Source organism: Saccharibacillus sacchari (genome assembly GCF_037722395.1).
Taxonomy (GTDB): domain Bacteria; phylum Bacillota; class Bacilli; order Paenibacillales; family Paenibacillaceae; genus Saccharibacillus; species Saccharibacillus sacchari_A.
Map to the genome: position 1 here is coordinate 145,664 of NZ_JBBKAR010000016.1, position 21,604 is coordinate 167,267.

The 21,604-nt window shown below is 52.9% G+C and carries 15 protein-coding genes; 2 read left to right on the top strand and 13 right to left on the bottom strand.

Annotation, left to right across the window (positions count from 1 at the left end; translation table 11 throughout):
- Positions 1 to 4: 4 nt before the first annotated feature.
- From WKI47_RS04870 to WKI47_RS04915, 10 genes are all read right to left on the bottom strand, one after another.
- The gene (locus WKI47_RS04870; protein ID WP_340226039.1) at positions 5 to 2,356 is read right to left on the bottom strand and encodes a glycoside hydrolase family 3 N-terminal domain-containing protein; all 2,352 of its coding nucleotides are present in this window, start codon (positions 2,354 to 2,356) and stop codon (positions 5 to 7) included.
- Positions 2,357 to 2,697: 341 nt separating this feature from the next.
- Positions 2,698 to 3,648 carry a carbohydrate ABC transporter permease gene (locus WKI47_RS04875; RefSeq protein WP_340226040.1) on the bottom strand — a complete coding sequence of 317 codons (951 nt, stop codon included), beginning with the start codon at positions 3,646 to 3,648 and terminating at the stop codon, positions 2,698 to 2,700.
- Positions 3,649 to 3,709: 61 nt separating this feature from the next.
- Positions 3,710 to 4,639, bottom strand: a complete 930-nt coding sequence (locus WKI47_RS04880) for an ABC transporter permease (RefSeq protein WP_340226041.1) — start codon at positions 4,637 to 4,639, stop codon at positions 3,710 to 3,712.
- An 81-nt stretch (positions 4,640 to 4,720) separates the two neighbouring features.
- The gene (locus WKI47_RS04885; RefSeq protein ID WP_340226042.1) at positions 4,721 to 6,199 is read right to left on the bottom strand and encodes an ABC transporter substrate-binding protein; all 1,479 of its coding nucleotides are present in this window, start codon (positions 6,197 to 6,199) and stop codon (positions 4,721 to 4,723) included.
- A gap of 575 nt (positions 6,200 to 6,774) precedes the next feature.
- Positions 6,775 to 8,304, bottom strand: a complete 1,530-nt coding sequence (locus WKI47_RS04890) for a response regulator transcription factor (RefSeq protein WP_340226043.1) — start codon at positions 8,302 to 8,304, stop codon at positions 6,775 to 6,777.
- A complete protein-coding gene (locus WKI47_RS04895) occupies positions 8,279 to 10,138 on the bottom strand; it encodes a cache domain-containing sensor histidine kinase (RefSeq protein WP_340226044.1) in 1,860 nt (619 codons plus the stop codon). Before WKI47_RS04895 ends, WKI47_RS04890 begins: the two co-directional genes overlap by 26 nt.
- A gap of 243 nt (positions 10,139 to 10,381) precedes the next feature.
- Positions 10,382 to 11,563 carry an XRE family transcriptional regulator gene (locus WKI47_RS04900; RefSeq protein WP_340226045.1) on the bottom strand — a complete coding sequence of 394 codons (1,182 nt, stop codon included), beginning with the start codon at positions 11,561 to 11,563 and terminating at the stop codon, positions 10,382 to 10,384.
- 37 nt (positions 11,564 to 11,600) lie between these two features.
- Positions 11,601 to 12,341 carry a hypothetical protein gene (locus WKI47_RS04905; RefSeq protein ID WP_340226046.1) on the bottom strand — a complete coding sequence of 247 codons (741 nt, stop codon included), beginning with the start codon at positions 12,339 to 12,341 and terminating at the stop codon, positions 11,601 to 11,603.
- A gap of 101 nt (positions 12,342 to 12,442) precedes the next feature.
- Positions 12,443 to 13,201, bottom strand: a complete 759-nt coding sequence (locus WKI47_RS04910; RefSeq protein ID WP_340226208.1) for an exodeoxyribonuclease III — start codon at positions 13,199 to 13,201, stop codon at positions 12,443 to 12,445.
- A 115-nt stretch (positions 13,202 to 13,316) separates the two neighbouring features.
- Entirely contained in the window at positions 13,317 to 14,942 is a 1,626-nt protein-coding gene (locus WKI47_RS04915; RefSeq protein ID WP_340226047.1) for a hypothetical protein, read from the bottom strand.
- Between the two features lie 253 nt (positions 14,943 to 15,195).
- Here WKI47_RS04915 and WKI47_RS04920 point away from each other — a divergent pair, with 253 nt between their 5' ends.
- Positions 15,196 to 15,990 carry a hypothetical protein gene (locus WKI47_RS04920; RefSeq protein WP_340226048.1) on the top strand — a complete coding sequence of 265 codons (795 nt, stop codon included), beginning with the start codon at positions 15,196 to 15,198 and terminating at the stop codon, positions 15,988 to 15,990.
- 89 nt (positions 15,991 to 16,079) lie between these two features.
- Here WKI47_RS04920 and WKI47_RS04925 read toward each other — a convergent pair whose 3' ends face one another.
- Entirely contained in the window at positions 16,080 to 17,513 is a 1,434-nt protein-coding gene (locus WKI47_RS04925; RefSeq protein ID WP_340226049.1) for a glycoside hydrolase family 1 protein, read from the bottom strand.
- A gap of 90 nt (positions 17,514 to 17,603) precedes the next feature.
- Here WKI47_RS04925 and WKI47_RS04930 point away from each other — a divergent pair, with 90 nt between their 5' ends.
- Positions 17,604 to 18,551, top strand: a complete 948-nt coding sequence (locus WKI47_RS04930; RefSeq protein WP_340226050.1) for a YafY family protein — start codon at positions 17,604 to 17,606, stop codon at positions 18,549 to 18,551.
- 177 nt (positions 18,552 to 18,728) lie between these two features.
- On the opposite strand, the gene WKI47_RS04935 is transcribed toward WKI47_RS04930, so the two are convergent.
- Together WKI47_RS04935 and WKI47_RS04940 are read right to left on the bottom strand one after the other, a co-directional pair.
- A complete protein-coding gene (locus tag WKI47_RS04935) occupies positions 18,729 to 19,760 on the bottom strand; it encodes an ABC transporter substrate-binding protein (RefSeq protein WP_340226051.1) in 1,032 nt (343 codons plus the stop codon).
- A 98-nt stretch (positions 19,761 to 19,858) separates the two neighbouring features.
- Entirely contained in the window at positions 19,859 to 21,445 is a 1,587-nt protein-coding gene (locus WKI47_RS04940) for a helix-turn-helix domain-containing protein (RefSeq protein ID WP_340226052.1), read from the bottom strand.
- Between the last annotated feature and the right edge of the window lie 159 nt (positions 21,446 to 21,604).

Below are 21,604 nucleotides of genomic sequence, written 5' to 3' on the forward strand. Positions count from 1 at the left end.
TGTCTCATTCCTCTCCAACAATCAAATCTGTACTGTGCGTATCCTCAACGTTCCGTCCAACCTTCACCCTGAATAATCCAGGTTCCACGACCGGCGTATAGTCCGGTCCGATATAGCGGAGCTGCTCCGCGCCAATCTGAAACTCAACAGTCTTCGTTTCTCCGGGCTCCAAAGCTATCTTTTGGAAGCCTTTGAGTTCGCTCGCCGGGCGAGTCGCTGCGCTGACGACGTCAGAGATATACAATTGCACCGTTTCCGCTCCGGCGTACTGCCCCGAATTCGTGACGTTCACCGATACCGTAACGTTTTCTCCTGCCGTCACTTTTTCCAGCGATAATTCGGTTGCCGACAGCGTCAGTTCCGAGTAATCGAAAGACGTATAACTCAGCCCATACCCGAACGGGTATCGCGGCTTCGAATTGTCTTCCAAATACCGTTTACCGCGCGAACGCTTGCCCCGATAATGTACCGGCAACTGGCCGACATGCTTCGGAATCGAGATCGTCAAGCGTCCGGAAGGATTCACGTCGCCAAGCAGAATATCGGCGATGGCATGACCGCCTTCCTGACCCGGATACCAGGCTTGCAGCAGCCCCGGAATATGTTCTTCCACCCACGGCTCGGCGACCGGACGCCCGCCGATGTAGACCACGATCACCGGTTTGCCGACGGCGGCGGCATGAACTTCGCGGATCAGATCGAGCTGTACGCCGGACAGCTCCAGCGTAATACGGTCAATCCCTTCGCCGCAATCCATATCGCTGACCGCTTCGCCCGTGACCATCGAAGCTCCGGTCCGCAAGTCGATCGTGCCTTCGCCGAAGTCCCGGGCGCTCGATCCGCCCATGACCAGCACCACGGCATCGGCCTGCGCCGCGATTTCCGTCGCTCGCGCGAACCCTTCGCGCGATTCGCCGCGTATCCGGCAGCCCGGCGCGTATAACACGCGCTCTTGCCCCAGCCGCTCGCTCAATCCCCGCAGCACCGTCGTCACGCTGCCTTCCGGCTGCGGCGACGTATAATCGCCGAGCTGGTTATACCCCCGGTCCGCGTTCGGACCGATCACGGCCACCTTGCCGACCGTGTCCGGCAGCGGCAGCACACCCCCGTCGTTCTTCAACAGAACGACGCTTTCGGCAGCGAGCTGCCGGGTAAGCCGCACATGCTTGTCGCAGCCGATGATCTCGGCTGCCCGCTGCGCGTCCGCGTACGGGCGTTCGAACAGCCCGAGCCGGAATTTCAGCTTAAGCACGCGCAAAGCCGCCAGATCCAGCACGTCCGGCTCCAACCGTCCGCCCTCGAACGCCGCCAGCAAATGCTGGCCGAACATGACGCCCGACATCTCCATGTCGATGCCCGCGCGCAGCGATTGCAGCGCGGCATCTTCGCCGCCGTCTGCCGTATCATGGCCGCTGGCGAGCATATCGATCGCGCCGCAGTCCGTGATGACCGGACCGTCAAAGCCCCATTCGTTACGCAGGATGCCGCCGAGCAGGCGTTCGTTCGTCGTGCACGGCACGCCGTCGATCTCGTTGTAAGCCGGCATGACGGAGGCGGCCCCGGCTTTGACCGCCCGTTCGAACGGATACAGGTCCGTTTCGATCAGTTCGCGCCAGCCCATCGATACCGGCCCCGCGTTGCGGCCGCCTTCGGAACTGCCGTAGCCGACAAAGTGCTTCAGCGTCGCGGCTACGCTGTCTGCCGAGTTCAGACTCTCGCCTTGCAATCCTTCGACCGAAGCAACCGCCATTTCCCCGATCAGGAACGGATCTTCGCCGAAGCATTCTTCGGTCCGGCCCCAGCGCGGATCGCGCACCACGTCCAGCACCGGCGAATACGTCGCCGCTCCGCCTTGCGCCCGCGTCTCCGCAGCGACCGCCCGGCACATCTCCCGGTACAGATCGACGTTCCAGGTGCTGCCGATCGCCAGCGGCACCGGGTACACCGTCGCCCCGATCGCCATGTGCCCGTGGGAGCATTCTTCGCCGACCAGCAGCGGAATGCCAAGCCGCGAATGTTCGACCGCGTAACGCTGGATTTCGTTGACCGCTTCGGCGCCTTCCGCCGGAGACAATCCGGTTTCCAGCGTCACGCCTGTCCACGGATCGGCGCGCAGGGTTCCGTACAGCGAACCGACGTCGCCCTGACGCACCTGCTCTTTAAAGTTCTCCGTCAGTTCGGCTTTCCCTTCGTGACGCGAGTATGTCATCCAGCCGAACGGCTGAACCAACTGTCCCACTTTTTCGCGCGGCGTCATCGCCGCGAGCAGGAGCTTCGCCCGCTCTTCGGCGGGCAGCGCCGCGTCCAGCCAAGGTTTTGCCGTGTTTGTATTCGTCGTCGTTGTCCGTTCCGTCATTACGGGCTTCCTCCTTCGCCTTGTTTTAAGGTAGACAGTCTGTCGAGAAAGTTACGTAGGTGATGGAAACGAAAAGACTCCGAGAGAAATTGCCAGCATATGCTTCCGAAGTGCATTTCTTCGAAATGCTTTAGGTCGCGTGTTGAAATCGGGAAAAAGGATTGAATTTTTAGTGGAATTTTCCCGATTTCAAAGGCGAACATTTCATTCCTTCACTGAATTTCTCTCTCCGTCTTCTCGCTTCCAGCTACGTTGGACTTTTTTGACACTTTGAGTACCCTAGACAGGCATTTTTTTATTTTAAAGGGTATATCTTTTTTCGAACCCGTTTTCGGCTCCCTTTATTCTTTCACCGCGCCTACGGTCAAGCCCTGCACGAAATAGCGTTGGAAGAACGGATAAGCAAAAATAATTGGCAGGGTTGCCAGAACGACCATGGCCATACGGGCGGTATCTTGTGGCAGCGATTGGAGAGCGGCCATGCTGATATTGGCGTTGGCGGAGTTTTGTTGGATAAATTGCATACTGGATTCGATCCGCATGAGCATGGACTGGAGCGGAACGAGATTCGGGTTGTCGATGTACAGCAGGGCATTGAACCAGTCGTTCCAGTAGCCCAATGTGCTGAATAATCCGATGGTGGCTAGGCCCGGTAGCGACAGGGGGACGATGATTTTCAGGAAAATTCGGAACTCGCCTGCGCCGTCGATCTTGCCGGACTCGACCAGGGCGTCCGGCACGCTGGTGCTATAGAACGTACGCAGGATCATGACGTAGAACGCGTTCATCGCCAGCGGCAGAATCAGCGCCCAGATGCTGTTTTTAAGGCCGAGCAATTGCGCCACGATCATATAGGTCGGGATCATGCCGCCGTTGAACAGCATCGTCAAGATCGCGAAGATCGAAAAGAAGCGACGGTAACGGAAACTTTTTCTCGATACGGCATACGCATAGAGCGAGATCATGATCAGGCTGACCACGGTACCGATCAGCGTTACCGCAATTGTTACGCCGTACGCTCTCAGCAGCGTATCGCCGCTTTCGAAAATGTAACGGTAAGCGTCCAGGCTCCATTGTGACGGAATCAAGCGGTAGCCTTCGCTGGCCAATACGCTTTCGTCCGTCAAAGAGATGATGACTACGAAAACGAACGGAAAAACACAAGCCAGAGCAAACAGTCCGGCGATTAAATTGAACACGATATTCCAGCCCGGCGTGATCCGGTGGAAGTCGCGGGGTTTACGGGTTCTTTCGGCTTTGCCGGTTTTCTCGGCTTTACGCGCCAGTTGCATAACGGCACCTTCCTTTCTGGGTTAACGGATAACGACAAGGTTTGGCTGCTTGTTTCGAGTCCTAGAACAAGGCGCTGTCTTTATCCATGCGGCGAACGACATAGTTGGAAAGAATAACAAGCACGAAGCCCACGACCGACTGGTACAGACCTGCGGCCGCGCTCATTCCGATTTCGCCTGTCGTCATCAGACCGCGATAAACATAGGTGTCGATTACGTTCGTCACCGCGTACAACGTACCGGAATCTCTTGGCACCTGATAGAACAGACCGAAGTCCGCGTAGAAAATTTTGCCGACGGCAAGCAGCGTCATGATGGTGATGATCGGCGTCAGCATCGGAATCGTGATTCGGCGGATCTGCTGCCATTTGTTGGCTCCGTCGATCATTGCCGCTTCGTACAGCGATTTGTCGATGCCCAGGATAGCCGCCAGATAGACGACGCTGCTGTACCCGATCGATTTCCACAGATTGACGATAATCAGAATATACGGCCAGTAAGCAGCTTCCGAATACCACTGGATCGGACCTACTCCGAACCAACCCAGAATCTGATTCAGCAAGCCGCGGTCCATGCTCAGGAAGCTGAATACGAAGTAACCGACGATAACCCAGGACAGGAAGTAAGGCAGGAACATCCCGGTTTGATAAATTTTCGACAGCTTACGGTTGACCAGCTCGGACAAAATAATCGCCAACAATACCGAGAACACCAAGCCTAAAAGGATAAACGCGAGATTGTACAGCAGCGTATTCCGCGTAATCGTAAAAGCATCGTCGGTACTGAACAGAAATTTGAAGTTGTCCCAGCCGACCCATTCGCTCCGGAAAATGCTGGCCCAGAACCCGTCACGGCTGAAGCGGTATTCTTTGAATGCTACGATCGTGCCCGCCAGAGGCAGATACGAGAAGAAGAAAAACCAAATCGTCCCCGGCAGCACCATGAAGAGCAGTGCTTTATTTCGACTCAAATTTTTCAAAAAGTTTGCCATGCGTATGCTCTCCTCCTTTTAAAAAAAGGCCGGGCGATCCTTCACCGCCCGACCTCCTCCCTACTATGTTTCGGTCAGCTGTTACTTGCCGTTTTCCGCTTTCCAGGCGTCGAGCTGAGTTTGCGCTTCAGCCATGACTTTTTCCAGGCCGGCTTGGTTGAACTTCTCGATCGCTTGCGGCAGATACGTTTCAGGATCGACGGTACCGGTCATCAGCGAGGACCAGAATTGCTCCTTCACGTTTTGTACCGCAGCCAGTTCGCTCGATACGTTTTTCGGATCGAAGTTGAAGCTCAGGATCGGGGAATCCACGCCCGATTCGTTGAACGTTTTGAACTCGTCCCATTTGTTGTCCGGGTCGTTCGGGTTCAAGTTGAGCAGCATGTTGTTGCCCAGCGAGTACGACGGCATATCGTAGTTTTTCGACTCCGGCAGGTTTTCCATCCGGTTGTCGGCTGTTTTTTTGTAATGCGTGCCTTCGATACCGGAGTCCACCATATTGCGCAGCGTCGCATCGGTATTCAGAAGGTTCAGGAATTGCATCGCTTTTTCCGGGTATTCCGAGTTGGCGGAGATCGCCATCATGGAACCTTGTACGGAATTGTTCGTGATGATTGCATCGCTGGCTGGTGTCGACGTGATGGGGTAACCGTTGCTTGTCGACCAGACGTTATCCGCGAAAGGTTGCGTTTGCGCACGGTCCAGCAGCCATTTGCCCGAAGTACCCAAGTCCGAAGTGGAGCCTGTCGTTGCCGCTTCCGGAGCGATATAACCGGCTTGATAATACTTGCGCATCGTCGTCAGTGCTTCTTTCATTTCAGGCGTTTCCAGAATGTTCACGACTTTGTAGTCTGTTGTATCCAGCTTCACGGCCATCGGCAGATTCTGGATCACATAGTCGTAAGGCACGTAAGGAATATAGTTTTTATCCATCGCAAAAGGCGTCACGTCAGGCGCGTTTTCCTTGATCGTTTTCAGCAGTGGCTCCAGGCTGTCCAGGGTACGAACGCCGCTTGTGTCCATTTTGTATTCGTCGATCAGGTTTTGGTTGAAACGCCAGACTTCCTGTTGCGGAAGCTCTTTATTTGCCGGAATCGCGTAGTTGTGTCCGTCAACCTTCGAACCTTCCAGGAAGGCCGGATCGATGGTGTTTTTCAGATCCTGACCGTATTCTTCGATCAGCGAATCCAGTTCCATGAACGCGCCTTTGCGGGCATTTTGTACATAATCGAAACCGCCGGACGAGGTAAAGATAATGTCCATCGGCTCGCCGGAAGCGACCATAACCTGCATCTTCTGCTGGTAATCGCCCCAGTCGATCATTTTCATCGTTACCGTTGCACCGATCTTCTCCGTTGTGTACTTGCTGACTTCGGCCATAACCGTGTCGACGTCTTTTTGCGGAGTACCGATGGTATACCAGATCAACTCAACGGGTTTCTCCGAAGTGCCTTCGCCGCCCGAAGCCGCGCTTCCGCCTCCGCCACACCCAGAGAGTGCGACGCTAAGCGCCGTCAGTGCGGTAATTGCGAGCGAAAATCTCTTCTTGCCTTTTTGCATGAAATAGACCTCCTCTTTTGAATTGCTGTCTGTTTGTGTCTTGCGATAAGAACTATCTTCACTCTAAATGATGAAAGCACTTTCAAAAAGAAGTGAAAACTAAGATGTCAGGGTACAAAATAAAGAAAAAGACCGCCTAAAGGGCGATCTCTTCCATGAATTAGAAAGATTTATTTACATGAAAATAACATGAACGTGACTTTGATTTTCATGAATTTCGGTTTGAATGTTTTTATGCGGTAAAGATGGCTTCCCAAACGAGTTGGTCGGGCATTCGGTACTTTAGCGATCTGTTGGAGTCAAGCGGATCAAAATAGTATGCCAGGTTGCTTTTTAAGCAATGTACAGCTTTATTTCAAGCCTTTTCGAAAGCTTCATTGTTAAAACGACAACGTAAAAACAGATTTTCTATCTAATTCGTATAGAAATGAGTTCCACCTTGCATAATTGGCAACGTAGTATAAAAATAAAAAGATTTAAGCGCCGTACATTGATTTTTCGGCAATGTAAGTTCGGAGCAGGCAAAAATCGAATCTGTTATTGCTTCATTACGCGTATTCGCCGCTTTCATACGCCTACTGAAGCGCTTTATACTCCGTTGGGGAAATTCCTACGTATTTGCGAAACTGTTTGTAAAAGTAGCCCGTTTCCCAATAGCCGACGCTGCGGGAAATATCCTGCACTTTATGCGTCGTGGTGCGCAGTTTTTCTTTGGCTCGCTCGATCCGGTATTTGTTCAGATAGTCGGTAAACGTCTCGCCCGTTTCTTTATGGAAAAGCTGTCCCAGATAGACCGGGTGAATATGATACTGCGAGCCAAGCATTTTCAAAGACAATTCTTCGCCGTAATGAGCGACCACATGCCCAAGCACCTGCTGCACCACCGGACTTCGCGTATCGCGCGTCAGCAGGCCGACCGTCTCCTCAGCCGCGCGCCGAACAGCTTCGATCAGTTCCTCCATATGAGAAGCGCCGCGAATCCGTTCAAGTACCTGAAGAAACGGCTCACCATCCTCCTCGCGCTTCACCTCACGCAATGTAGCGCGAAAATCCGTACAGACGCCGAGCGCGATATTTTGCAGCTCTTCCGGAGTCATGCCTTCCGTTTTGCTAAGCGCGACAAAATCCTTGCCGATTCTGCGTTTCAGCTCCTCGTGGTCACGCGCCAGCACAAGACGGGTGTACTCCCGGCCCAGATCCGCTTTCAATGCGCCCAAGGCTTCGTCGCCCGATCCGGCTCCCACGGCGGTCGGCGGCGCGTATTCGAAGATTTGACGCTGGGAATCGACGAGCGCGTACTCCAGCGCCTTTTTCGCTTCGGCCCGGCTGACCGAACCATGCTGAGGCATCGGACCGACGCTGCCCACGCCGATCCGCAATCCTTCGCCCCCGAGTCGCTGTGCAAGCTTCGAAGACGCCGCAAGCAACCGTTCTTTGCACTCGTTCGCCGTTACAGGCACGATCACCGCTGCGTCGCCGTCCATATCCCGAAACACGACGCATTCCGGTTCGTCATGCAGCGCTTCTTCCGCTTGCAAAGACAGCGCCTGGTTTTCTTCGACCGCACGCAAAATCAACACGCCGAGTTGCGGATGCCGCAATGAGATGCCCATCAAGCCGGCCCGTTCGGCAAACTCAGCCTGCGAAATTTCTCCCGTCAACCAACGATGGAGAACATTGTCGCGAATGATTCGCGCCCCGAACGCCCCAAACTTTTCTTCGCGCTCGGCGCGGCGCAGCTTCTCCGTTACGTTAACGAGCGACGCTTCCAGCTCCTCGACGTTGATCGGTTTCAGCAAATAATTTTCGATTCCCAGCTTCATGCCTTCTTTGAGATAATCGAATTCGTTGAAGCCGCTCAAGATCATGACTTTCAGTTCGGGCCGGGATTCGCGAATACGGCCGATCAACTGCAGCCCGTTCATCTCCGGCATGGAAATGTCCGTGATCAGCAAATCGACTTGTTGTTCCCGCAACGCTTCCAACGCTTCGCGGCCATCCTGCGCGCTGCCGACGATCTCCAAGTCGAAAGAAGCCCAATCGATAATATCGGCCAAACCTTCAGTAATGAACGGTTCGTCATCCACCAGAAATACTTTGTACATGCCGCTCCCCCTTTTCCGAAACCGGATACCGGATTTCCACCAGCGTTCCTTGACCGGTTCCTCCGCTATGCAGCGAAATGCCGTAATCCGGTCCGTACAATAACCGCAACCGCTCATGCACGCTGCGCATTCCGAACCCGCCTTCGCTGTCCGCTTCTTCGCCCGCGTTGTGCAGCGCAATCTGAAGTTCCCGCAGCTTTTCCGTCGGAATGCCCCGGCCGTTATCGCGTACCCGCACCGCAATATCGCCGTGCTCGCGGTCCGCGAAAATCACGATCCGGTTATCGGCATCGCGGTTGCGTATCCCGTGCACGATATAGTTCTCCACGATCGGCTGAACGGACAGACGCGGCACTTCCGTATCCAACAGCTCCGGGTCCGCTTGAATATCATAAGCCAAACGGTCTTTGTACCGGATACGGAACAATTCCAGATACAACCGGCACGCTTCCAGTTCTTCTTTCAGCGTATGCCGTTCTTTTTGCTGCACGAAGCTTTTGAACAGCATGGACAGACTGTAGATCATCTCGCCCACGTCTTTCGCTCCTTGCGACACGGCGCGCATGCGGATCACTTCCAGCGTATTGTACAGAAAATGCGGATTGACCCTCGCTTGCAGCGCGGCCAGCTCGGTATGTTTTTGCTTGATGTCCGCTTTGTACACCCGGTCGATATATAAATTCAGTTCGTCCAGCATATCGTCGAAACCGCTGGAGATCTGGCCCAACTCGTCTTCTTTTTGATCCCGCAAACGCGTGGTCAGATCGCCGCGCTTTACCTGCTGGGTCAAACGGATGATGCGGTTCGTCCGTTTGGCGAAACTGAAAATGAACAGCGACGGCACGAGAATCGCGAACGCGATACATACGATGCTGATCGTCACGATCGTCCGCTGCAAACTGCGATACGATTCCGCCGCGTCGGCCCGGCTCATCAGCCCCGCTACCGTATATCCGCCGGACGTCGAAGCCAGCTTGTTGAGGTACATGCCGTCTTCTTCGGAAGGTCCCGACGTATTGACGTCATACACCGAATCCAGCCGCTCCGCGTAAGGAAAGCGCTCCCCATAATAATGGCCCGACGTATCAAACAGCACCCGGCCGTCCGCCGACAGCACGAAAATATCGCCTTTGAATTCTTTTTCGTAAGCCGTCAACGCGTTCCATAACCGGGAAGAGTCGAACCAGACGGTCAGTTGCCCGAGATTTTTGAGCGTTTGTTTGTCGTTAACCGGCGTCGTGACCGAATACATCGCTTGATCGGCTTTGCCCAGCGCGCGGCTGACCCAGGCATTCGGCTGAGATACGTTCGCGTTCTCGATCGCCATCGCGTCCGGTACGTACGACTGCGAAGCGTTGACGGCGACCGCGCGGAATTCCCCGTCGTTGCCGTACGAATACAACACCTGCTGCTCGCTGCTATACAGAATAAGCGCTTGAATGTCCGGCCGCGTATTCAGCACGTTTTCCATATGCGCTTTGGCGTTGGCCGAGTCGATCCCCGTCTCCGCGTAACGGTCGAGCCGGTAACGAATATAGTCGGAGTACGGGTTTAACATGAAATAAGACAAATCCATCGACAATGCGTCGTCCCGGTAAATGTCCGGCATGATGGAATCCGCTTCCGCGACGCGCAGATTGATATAGCGATCGATCGCCGACATGGCCGCTTTTTGATTGTCCAGCTCGCGGCGTACGGCCGATTGGGACATCGAGGTGAACATGAAGTAGGAAAAAGCGATAATCGTCACGATGGTAATGAAGGAGAAAAGCAGCACAGCCTTGGTAAACAAATTATTTTTCACGGTTCTTCGGTAAAACCCCAGGATATCCATACTTCGCTCCTTCCCGACCGTCTTGACGATATTTTCGCACTCCCTGCGACATCTGTCCATTCGTACCGGACATCAATCTCCCATGCGTGTTTAAGCTTATCTTTTTACCTTAGCGGATGTAACCCCTTTCAATAAGAGGTGAAAATAAAGAAGTAGGGTTCAAATTAAAGAAGCGGCCGCTCCGGGGAAGGGGCAGTCGCTCAGCGGATATTCGTTCAGAACGATATATGAATTTTTGCGAAATCAGTTGCTGTTCGAGCGTATTCGTAAAGGCGTTACATTGAAGCAGAAATCGTTTTGTTTTTTATAGGGTACAAAAAAACCTTCTTCCAATCCTAAAATTTTCGACAATAGATGTTCGTTGAACCATGTCGCATCCGACAGTTCTTCAAAAGAAATCAAATGTTGTTCAAACAAAAATTGTAGACAGCTTCTGATTTTACCGGGTCTGATCAATTTCAGTTCATTGTCCAACGGTTCGCTATGCGTGTACTTCATTCGGTTCATGGAAGCATAAAAATAACGCTGTTGGTCGTACGTAATATGATTTAACCGATACGCGCGATTGACCATAACCTGAATCGAAACCTGCCATTTTTGCTTCAATTCGATATAAGAGTTGGGATTCGAAACTTTGCGGATCGAAAGCAAATCACTCGCGAATTCATGGGCAGGCAGCAAAAAAGCGGCAGCAAACTCGTTCGCTTCTTGCTCGATACTTTGATGCTTGGCTTTATTCAATTCGCTCATGTCGATCTGATTATGCAGAAGCAGATGACCTAACTCATGCGCCAGATCGAAATTTCTGCGTACAGCCGATTTTTTTTCGGTCCCTAACATGATGATCGGTCGCTGCTGCTCGCTCCATACACTGTAAGCGCCAATAGAATTGCCCAACGATTTTTCGAATACGAAAGCTCCGTTTTTTTCGAGAATGAAAAGCAACCGGTCGTTTTGATGCTCCAGGCCGAGCGCTGTTCGCGCATAATCGGCCAGATCATCAATGATTTCCGTACGCGTCAAACGATGCTCATTCCGGAACATGAAATCGATCGCGTAATTGCGAATGCTCAAAAGCTTATTTTCGGGATGCTCGATATAGTTCTCGAACAGGTCAAGCACCCCTTCGATATGCGCAATATGCGCAGCTTCATAGTTCGTACGGGTCACGCTGTTAATTTCTTTGGAACGATAAGCGATCAGACTTGCATGAATCGGTTTTTTTATCGATTTGGGATCATAAAAATATTTGGCTTTGACGTTGAATAATTCTTTCATTTTATTCACGACATCCAAACCGGGCCCGTTATAATCATTTTCATATTGCCAGATCGACTGTTCGGTTACACCAAGAATTTGGGCCAGATCGCTGCGAGAATATCCGTGCAAAAAACGAATATCTTTCAGTTTTTCCCCAATAAACATATGCAGCCCTCTTTCTCAAAACGTTAACTGAATGTATTTACGCGTTTTCTTCGGCCTTTTTGGCAGCGACGGAATACCCATACTCTTCGGCTTCGCCGGAAAATTCGCTATCCGGCGTATTGGCAAGCGCACCGATGGCTTCCATGTTCATCTCAATGCCTGTATTGCCGAGGTAAGGTGAAAGGTCGTCGATGCGAACCATCTCGACTTTACTTCCTTGCTTAAACTCCGGCATCCATAAAGAGACGTTCGACAACATGCGGCTATTCGGTTCGATCGCATAAGTCACGATATAAAAACGGTCGAATTCCGAAACGGCAATTTGGTTTTGCACTTCTTTCAGCGAATCTTGCATAAGTTCGTTAAATTTCATGGTGCCTTGATATTCGGGTTTCAATTCTTCAAAATCGACTTTGGAATTGATCCGGGACAACTCGACCAAATAATTATCAGGATTTTTGACATCCAGTTCAGGCTGTTTGCTTGAACTTTTGATGATGGTTGCGTTTTTGATCAGCAAAAGCGATTTGGATTCAGGAATAGAAAATTGCAAGTAAGACCAAGTATATCCGGCTTTATCGTCCTGATAATTGACTCCTAGATTCTCAAGTTCCCTGGAGACTTGGTCATCGATATGATTTCCTTTTACCCAAGCATAAGCGGCACTTACACGCATCGTTTGTCGCTTTTCGCTTCTTTCCAACGCGTAAAGATTATAACCGCTTTCGATCCCTCGAACCAAATGCTTATTTAATTCTGCACTCAAAACGTAATCCATTCCCGTAAACCTCCTCGTCGATTGTTATCCATCACGATTTTACATCAAGAGACGATTTTTTTAAAGAAAGTTTGCAAAATAGATCATTTTATTAAAGAAAATTATAATCCTTCCGTCTCCAGCACCACCGGACAATGATCGCTCCCCATAATCCCGCTGTCGATCCGCGCGTTTTGCAACTTGGGCGCCAGACGCTCGGAAGCCAGGAAATAGTCGATCCGCCACCCGATATTCCGTTCTCTCACTTTTGCCATGTACGACCACCAGCTATAGACGCCTTCCGTATCCGGGTAAAAGTAGCGGAACGTGTCGACAAAACCGGAGTTCAGCAGTTCGGTCATTTTGCCGCGCTCTTCGTCCGTGAAGCCGGAGTTGCCGATATTCGGGCGCGCGTTTTTCAGATCGATCTCCTGGTGCGCCACGTTGAGATCCCCGCACGCGATAACCGGCTTCACGGCGTCGAGCCCCGTCAAATATTCGCGAAAACGGTCTTCCCATTCCAAGCGGTACGGCAAACGGGTAAGATCGCGTTTGGCGTTCGGCGTATACACGTTGACCAGATAAAAACTTTCGTATTCCAGCGTCAAAATCCGGCCTTCGTCTTCCGAATCGGTTTCCATGCCGTAACGCACGGACAACGGACGGATTTTAGTGAAAACGGCGGTTCCGGAGTAGCCTTTTTTCAACGCGTAATTCCAATATTGGTAGTACTCGCGAGTCGGCTCGACCGTGATCTGCCCTTCCTGAAGCTTGGTTTCCTGCAAACAGAAGATATCGGCGTTTTCGCGTTCGAAATAATCGAGAAACCCTTTATTGACAGCGGCCCGCAGGCCGTTCACGTTCCATGAAATCAGTTTCAACATACATTTCTCCTCTATAAAAAAAGCTGTCGGACGAACGTCTGCGCGTTCTCCAACAGCCAGTGTACCATAGCTTGCGTCTTTCGGTTAACCGGTTCGTTCGCGAAAACGAAACTCAGTCCCGGCCGTCCGCTTTGGATTTGCGAACCAGGAAGCCGATGCCTTTTAATACGGCGAATATAACGTACAGCACGATCAACAGCGACAATAGGTTCATGAACAGGGAGTCGCGCGCTTGTCCCCATACCACTTCCTGCGGCAATCCCAGCATCGCGCCGATGAACTGGACGATAAATACCGAAGCCGCCGCGTAAAACGGGGTCAGGCCTTTGGTTTCTTTACGCCAGTAAGCGCCTGCGATCGTAAGCAACGCGGCCGTCGCCAGCATATACATGCCAAGCGGCTCGTACCCGCCCGCATCGGCGTCGTAGCGCCAATTCGGCATCAGCAACCAGGCCATCAGGAAATTCGCGGCGAGCACCGCCACGAACAAAGGCCGCAGCACGCGGTCGCTCGAATATTTGCGAGGCTGCGGCGCTTTCGCTTTTTGCCCGTTCGCGTCCACGGAAGCGGACGTCGCATGCAAACGCTGTTTGCGCGTGATCGTGCGAATGAACGCATACGCGATTATCAAGCATACCGCCAGCAGCAAATCGAGTATCGCCAAAGGCTTCATTTTCCCCCAGGTGCCTGCTTGATAAGATCCTGCCAGCATCAAGCCGGCCATATGTATCGCCAACACGCATGCCGCGTCCCGCAACGGCCGCCAAGCCCGCTTCGATGTATCGCGCCAGTACCGTCCCGCTACGATAAACACCGTAATATTCAACAGTTGCAGCGCAAGCGCACCCGAATGCCAATCGGTTTCCCAGACGAAACCTTTTCCTTGATTTTGAGGTATCCAAAATGGAATCCAGATCAGCGCAAGCAGCAAATTGACGACAAGACCGACGATATATACCGGACGGAAAAACCGGGTATCGTTGCGCCGACGCTGATTTTGCTTGCGTGCCAACATCTCCGGCGTTCGATACGGATAAGAAAATTGGGGTTCCCGAACCTGCTTGCCGATCTCGAACGGCTGTTGAAAATCGTAGGCCGATTTGGGCAACGATTCGTACGCTTCCGCAAGATCGCGCACGTTCAATTCGTTCAGGTTCAGATCGGTCCGGTAAACGGCAGCGCCGGAAGATTGAAGCCGAAGCAGTACTTCGCTCAGCAAAGCAGCGTCTTCCTCGCGCCGAAACGGAAACGTTCGAATATACAGAAGCCGCCCGTGTTCGTCGAGCCGGCGCAACACCAGGTTCGCGCCGAGCCAATACGAAAATCCCGGCGTCTGCGGATTTGAAGTCGTCCAGCCGTCCAGACTGACCAGCGCTTCGCTTATGCGATCGTCGACCGACCAGCGGTTCAGCAGCTCTTCGTGCAGTACAAAATCCAAATGCGGCTGCGCTTGACGGTCATGCTGGGCGTTTCTGTACATGCGTACGAAAAAGAACGCTGAATTCCATAGCATCTTTGCGAAAAACGCCGCAAGCGCCGCGCCCAGCAGCACCAGGTACACCGAAAGCCAAAGCCCGCGCACTCCCAGATAAACCGCCGCTCCCAGGCCGACCAGCGCCGCGGCCGCAAGCACGAAACAAAACGTCAGCGGCACGATTCTTACGGAAGGTTCGGAGTTCGGTTCGCCTTCCCGGTAGGCTGATTGGTTTTCGTCCGAAATCATTCTGTTGTCACTCATCTTTTTTCCTCCCTGCTCACTGTCTGTTTTGTACCCGCCGGATATTTGGGCTGAAACGATAAAACCTGAATGTCGGCATTTCCGCTTTTCCACACAAACGTTCGTTCGCCTTTTTATTGACAGCGTCTTGTTCCGATGGTATAGTCAAACCAATCGCATACGGACGGCGCAGGGAAGCACCCTGCGGATCAGGTTGATTCAACCTTTTCCGCAGGGTGCTTTTTGTCGTTCGCCAAAAAAAGGAGCTGAATGTATGTTTTTGAAATCCGCAAAAGAATATGGGTTGCGCCTAGCGTCTGTTTGTCTGGTTGCCGTATTGATCTGCACGGTCTCGCTTCCCGCTCAAGCCGAAGCTTCGGGCAACAATTGGGCGGTATCTCTATCCGCTGTAGACTCTTTGTACGACGGGTATACCGCGCTTGAGACCGCCAACAAACTCGAAAAACAAGAGATTCAACTGCTGCGCAAAGACAGCTCTGCCCGCTTGCAAAACGTTAATTCGGCGATCAAAGCAATCGACAAATCCAAAATCGACACGTTGACCGCTACGGCGGCCGCTCTCAAAACCCGCTATGCGCCGTTGCTTCAGCAATACAGCGATCTGGGCAAACAAGCCGGCGATGCCCGTAAACGCAAAGACAAAAAGAACGCCGATCTGCTCGATCTGCAACGCAATAAGCTGAAGCCGTCGGTCGAGGCGGCCAAGCTGGAGATCAAGCAGGCTAACGAAGCATTGGTAGCCGCCAAAAAACAAGCCAAAACCAAAGCCCAGATCGTCAAAGACGCGCTGCTCCCGGTGTCTTCGCTCAAAAAACAGGTGACGGCCGAAAATAAGTCTATCACCGCATTCAACAAAACGCGTGCCGCTTCCTACAAACGCTACCGCGCCGCGATCAAATCCGGCAATGCGATCACGGCGGCCGCCGAAATCACGATGATGTATACCCAGCTCGGCAAAATCCACGCTTCCCAACAAAAAATTTACGGTTGGGAAAAGCAGATTTCGGCCGCGATCAAATCGGCGGCAGCCAAGCTGCCCGCAAAATGAACACTCCGGCAAACATTCGCCCCGGCATGAGGTCGCGCACCGAAAAAACGCACCCGGCGTTATCGCCGGATGCGTTCCGTTAGATGGATTTAGAGTTGCTCGCCGTTCGAAGCGATCACGTCTTTGTACCAATAGAAGCTTTTTTTCGGCGTACGGCTCAGGTCGCCGTTGCCGTCGTTGTCTTTATTGACGTGAATAAAGCCGTAACGTTTTTTCATTTCGCCGGTCGAAGCGCTGACCAAGTCGATACAGCCCCACATGGTGTAGGCAATCAGATCGACGCCGTCGGCGACCGCTTCTTTCATCTGAACGATATGGTCGCGCAGGTAATTGATGCGGTAATCGTCGTTGATCGAGCCGTCTTCTTCTACAACGTCGACTGCTCCAAGGCCGTTCTCTACGACCATAAGCGGAAGTTGGTAACGGTCATACAAGTGGTTCAGCGTGTAGCGCAGACCCTGCGGGTCGATCTGCCAACCCCAGTCGGATGCTTCCAGATAAGGATTCTTCACGCCGCCGAGCAGATTGCCTCCGACTTTTTCGACTGCCGGATCGGCACTTTCCACGATCGACATGTAGTAGCTGAACGAATAGAAGTCAACCGTGCCTTCTTTGAGTGTTTGCTCGTCTTCCGGGTGCAGTTCAAGCTTGATGCCCTGCTCTTCGAAGAAGCGCTTCGCAAATCCCGGGTATGCGCCGCGAACCTGTACGTCGCCGCAGATCATGTTGGAGATTTGGTCTTTCTTCTGCGCCAGAACGATATCGTTCGGGTTACAGGTATTCGGGTAAGTCGTCATGAACGCGATCATACAGCCGATTTGGAAGTCCGGGTTGATCGAATGGCCCAGCTTAACGGCTTTGGCGCTGGCTACGAATTGATGGTGCAGTGCCTGGAAGCGGGTTTGCGGGCTATCCACGCCGTCCGTCAGTTCCGTTTTGCCTTCGAACAGGATACCTGCCGCCATATAAGCGCCAAGCGGCATCGTCAAACAGTTAATTTCGTTGAAAGTCAGCCAGTATTTGACCTGGTTTTTATACCGGTTGAAGATCGTGTCGCAATACCGCAGGAAATGGTCGATCACGTCGCGCGAAGCCCAGCCGTTGTATTTCTCGGTCAGGCCGAACGGCGTTTCGTAGTGGGAGATCGTGACGAGCGGCTCGATGTTATGCTTTTTCAATTCCGCGAATACGTCGTCATAGAATTTCAACCCTTCTTCGTTCGGCTCCTGATCGTAACCGCTTGGGTAGATCCGCGACCAGTTGATCGACATACGGAACATTTTGAAGCCCATTTCGGCCATCAACGTGATGTCTTCCTTATAATGACCATAGAAATCAACAGCCTCGTGGCTTGGATAGTAAGTGCCTTCTTCCAGTACCGGCGTAATCCGGCGCGGTGTCGTATGTGTGCCTCCGGTCATCATATCAGACGTGCTTGGGCCTTTGCCGCCCTGATTCCAGCCGCCTTCAAATTGGTTGGCTGCCGTAGCGCCACCCCAGAAAAATCCGTCTCTCATTTTCATTCTTTTGTTCCTCCTCCATGATTGGGTGAAGTCTGTAACCGTAGTTTATCATCCATACCCTGACAGGACTTGTCATGGTATAATTCCAACATGGAACATAATCGATTATTCAAGATTTTGCTGCTGCTGTTGGAGAAAAAGAAAACGACCGCCCCGGAACTCGCCAAGCTGTTCGAAGTCTCGGTACGCACCGTTTATCGGGATATCGATCGGCTTAGTTCGGCAGGCATTCCGGTCTATACCACGACCGGAAAATACGGCGGCATTCATCTGATGGACAACTATGTCATGGACAAATCGCTGCTCAGCGAAGAAGAACAAAACGAGATTTTGCTCGGCTTGTACAGCGTTAGCTCGATTCCCCATCTGAACGGCAACCGGATGCTGACGCGGCTGACCACGCTGTTCGATCACAAACTGGACTGGATCGAATTCGAGCATTCCCCCTGGGAAAGCATCCCGGCGCAAGAGATGGAAATGTTCAATCAGGTGAAGCAAGCGATCTTCGCGCGGCATCCTCTTTCTTTTCATTACGTGAATTCCAACGGGGAAGCCAGCACGGAAACGACGCAGCCGGTCAAACTGATTTTCAAAAACAACACCTGGTACTTCAAAGGCTGGCAAAAAAACGAGCCTGAGCAGCACGGCTTCAAAACGTTCAAAATCAAACGCATTTCGCAGCTCGATTTTATTCCCGGCTTTTTCGACAACGATCCGGCGATTCCCGCCGCCGACGATCATCACCATGACGCGCCCAAGCCGCCTCGGCTGGTCGTTCTTTTTTCAGAGGCGGTCGCTTACCGGGTTCGAGACTTTGCCGATCCGTCGCTGATTCAATACGAAGAAGACGGACGTCTGAGAGTAACGCTGCACTTGGAAGTCGATGAACGGATCTATTCGTTTCTGATGTCGTTCGGCGGAGACGTGACGGTTATCGAACCGTTCGCGATTCAGACCGAACTGCTGAAGCGCCATCGCCGCGCGCTGAAGCATCTGCTGGCGGACAGCCGCATTCCTGATTCCGAAACCGAAAAATAACAGCAGCCGCATGCAAAAAATCCCGCTGCTTCGGAAACTGTTTCCTGAGCGCAGCGGGATTTCGTTTGGCGTAAATATACGGGCTTCATATCGTCAAAGCGGCAAGCTCCGTTTCGTTTCGATTCGGCAGCGGCCAATCTGCCGATCGAAACGATAACGTTACGGCCCGTTTACACTTTACTTTGCCGTTTTGACCAACCAATCCGCCAATTCTTCGGTCTGCGATAGCACCGCCAGCGGATCGTAATACCAGGATCTTTCTTCTTTCCATACATACACATGATCGTTTTTCACCGCATCCAGCGAGTTCCAGATCGGATCGGCTTTCAAGTCTTCCAGCGTTCGTTTGTTCGACGTGAGAATGATGTAATCGCCCGCGTAATCCGGCAGCAGTTCCGCGCTCAGTTCCATCCACTGCTTATCCATGATCTGCTCGGCGATGTCTTCGGGCGGTTTGCGACCGAGCGCCTGGTACACCGGCTGTCCGCCCCGGCCGAAGTTATCGCCGTAAGCGTACGGAATCTTGTCGATGTCTTCTATGATCGAGAATGTGGCGTCTGCCGGAATCGCCGCATCCACTTTCGCTTTGGCTGCGGCGATACGCTTGTCGTACTCGTCCAGCCATGCCGCGGCTTTTTCTTCGATGCCGAACAGCTCGCCCAGATACGTCAACTCTTCGTGCGCGTTTTTCAACTCGCCGTAAGGGATAACCACGGTCGGCGCGATTTTGCTGAACGCTTCGTAGTTATCCTGATTGCTCGTCACGATCATATCCGGTTTCAGCGAGAGCACCTTTTCCAACGATACGCTGCCGTAATCGCCGATATCTTCGACGGTTCCGGCCAGACCTTCCGTATACGGATTTTTGGTCAACAATCCCGGCGCGCCGATCGGCTGCACGCCGAGCGCCAAAAGCGACGGATAATATTCGTCTACGACCAGGCGTTGCGGCGAAGACGGTATCTCGATATCGCCGTTATCCGTTTTGACAATGCGTGTCGCCGACTCCGCTTGTTCGGTCGGCTCGGTCGCCGTTTCCGAAGCGGTATCGGCAGTCGCCGTTTGTTCTGTAGTGGAAGCCGGAGCCGGATCGGCCGCCGCTTCGTCGTTGCTTGGCGATCCGCAAGCGGCCAGCATCAACAGAATCAACGCCAGCCCGATCCATCCTGTCAGCCGTCCCCATGCCGGACGTTCCGAACGGTTAAACATAAATACTCCCCCTTGTTTCTGTTACTGATTATCATTCTCAATCAATAACTTTACGGGTTCGTTTGCAGGAAATCCATAGCACAAAATGATCTTTCGTCTTACATTTTATGAGCAAGGGACTCTTGAATCGCTTCCAACTGCCGCAGCGTGGATAACGGATCGAAACCGTAAAACAAATCCGACGAACCGACGATATGGACTTCCCCGCATAACGATCCATCCGTTCGAACAAACAGGTTGCGCACGTTTTCGCGATCGGTTTTGCTGTCCGCGATCACGAAGATCCGATCCGCGGCGAATTCTTGCAAACGCTCGAACGGCATCTCGGCATAGCCATACTGCACGATCTCGTTTTCGGGAAAATGGTGCGGGAAACGAAAACCCAAGTCTCCGTACAAAACATGCCCGGCCCGGCCGAAACGGGTGCCGAACGTATAGGCGCAGTTCCGCCCCACTTCCCAGATGATCGCCGTTCCGCGTTCCGCATAAACGGTATCCAGCTTTTTGTTGGCCTGACGGACTTTTCGCTCGTATATGGACAACAGCTTTTCCGCTTCTTCCGCGCGCCCCGCCACCTTGGCGACCTGACGAAACTGCTCGCGCCAATCCATATCCATGAAGGGAATGCCGACCACGGGCGCGACGCTCAACCATTCCCTTTCCTCATCGAGATGGTCGTACCCCAACACGACGTCCGGCTCCAACGCTTGCACCATGCGCCGGCATTCTTCGATCCCGTATACGCTAAGCTCGGAGCGCTGGTCCGGCGGAAGACCGTCATGTGTACGGAACATCCAGCCGGAATAGGCGCCCAGCACGGGACGGATACCGAGCGCGAGCAGACAGGCCGTGTAGTTGAAATTGTAGGAAACGATACGTTTCTCGCTTTGCTTGTACGACAGCGGAGACTGGCCGACCAGGCGTTTGAACGCGCGACTTAAGTCGCTGCCATCCCGATAGCCCGAGCGGGTCGCCAGATCCTGAACGCTTCCTTCCTGCAACAGCAACGAACGCTGAACGGACCGGATACGCAGCAACGTCAAATATCCGACGAACGTATAGCCGGTTCGGCGACGGAAACTGCGGGAAAAATGTTCTTCGCTGACTCCGGCAAGTTCGGCGATCCGCTGCCTGGTCCATTCTTCGGCATATCGGTCGTGCAAAATATCCAGAACGCGCGGCATCCAGTCTTCGGCGTCCGCGCCTTCCGACAAGCGGCATTCCGCGTTCAGCAGTTCGACCAGTTCCAAAAACAATCGCTGCGTCCGAAAAAACGTTTGGGCCAATCGCGAATGCCAGCTTCCGGCCAATTCTTCCGCGACCCGAACGATCCGCGAAGACCCGATATCCATATACCGGGTTTCGAACAGCGCCGGCAGTTTTGGGTTTGTTTCCGCAGCTTCCCCGTAAGCGGCATATTCGATCACCAATCCGCGTATAAAGCCGCTCAGACGAATCCGTGCTTCTTTTTCGCATAAAATCACGCTGCCGCGACTGACGTTCCGTTCCGCGCCTTCGAATCGAAGACGGCCTACGCCTTCCGTGACCACCAAGATCGCGCTGGACAGCGTGGTGCCGCGAACCGCGAATAACAGACGCTCGCGTTCGAGCGCCGTGATTTTTTTCGGCAAATAAAAAACGGGGCCGGCACCCTCCGAAGCTTTGTTGCGATCATCCGATTTCATCTTCCATCCTCCTCGAACCGCATAGCCAAAGTGTACACGATCCCGCAAAGAGGCGAAAGATACCGATACTGAGCGCAAGAATCAGGATGCGGCACGCTTCGGTCTGCGGGTACACTTACAACGTTCGATCGCGTCGGTAGCGTCAAATTCGCCAGCCGA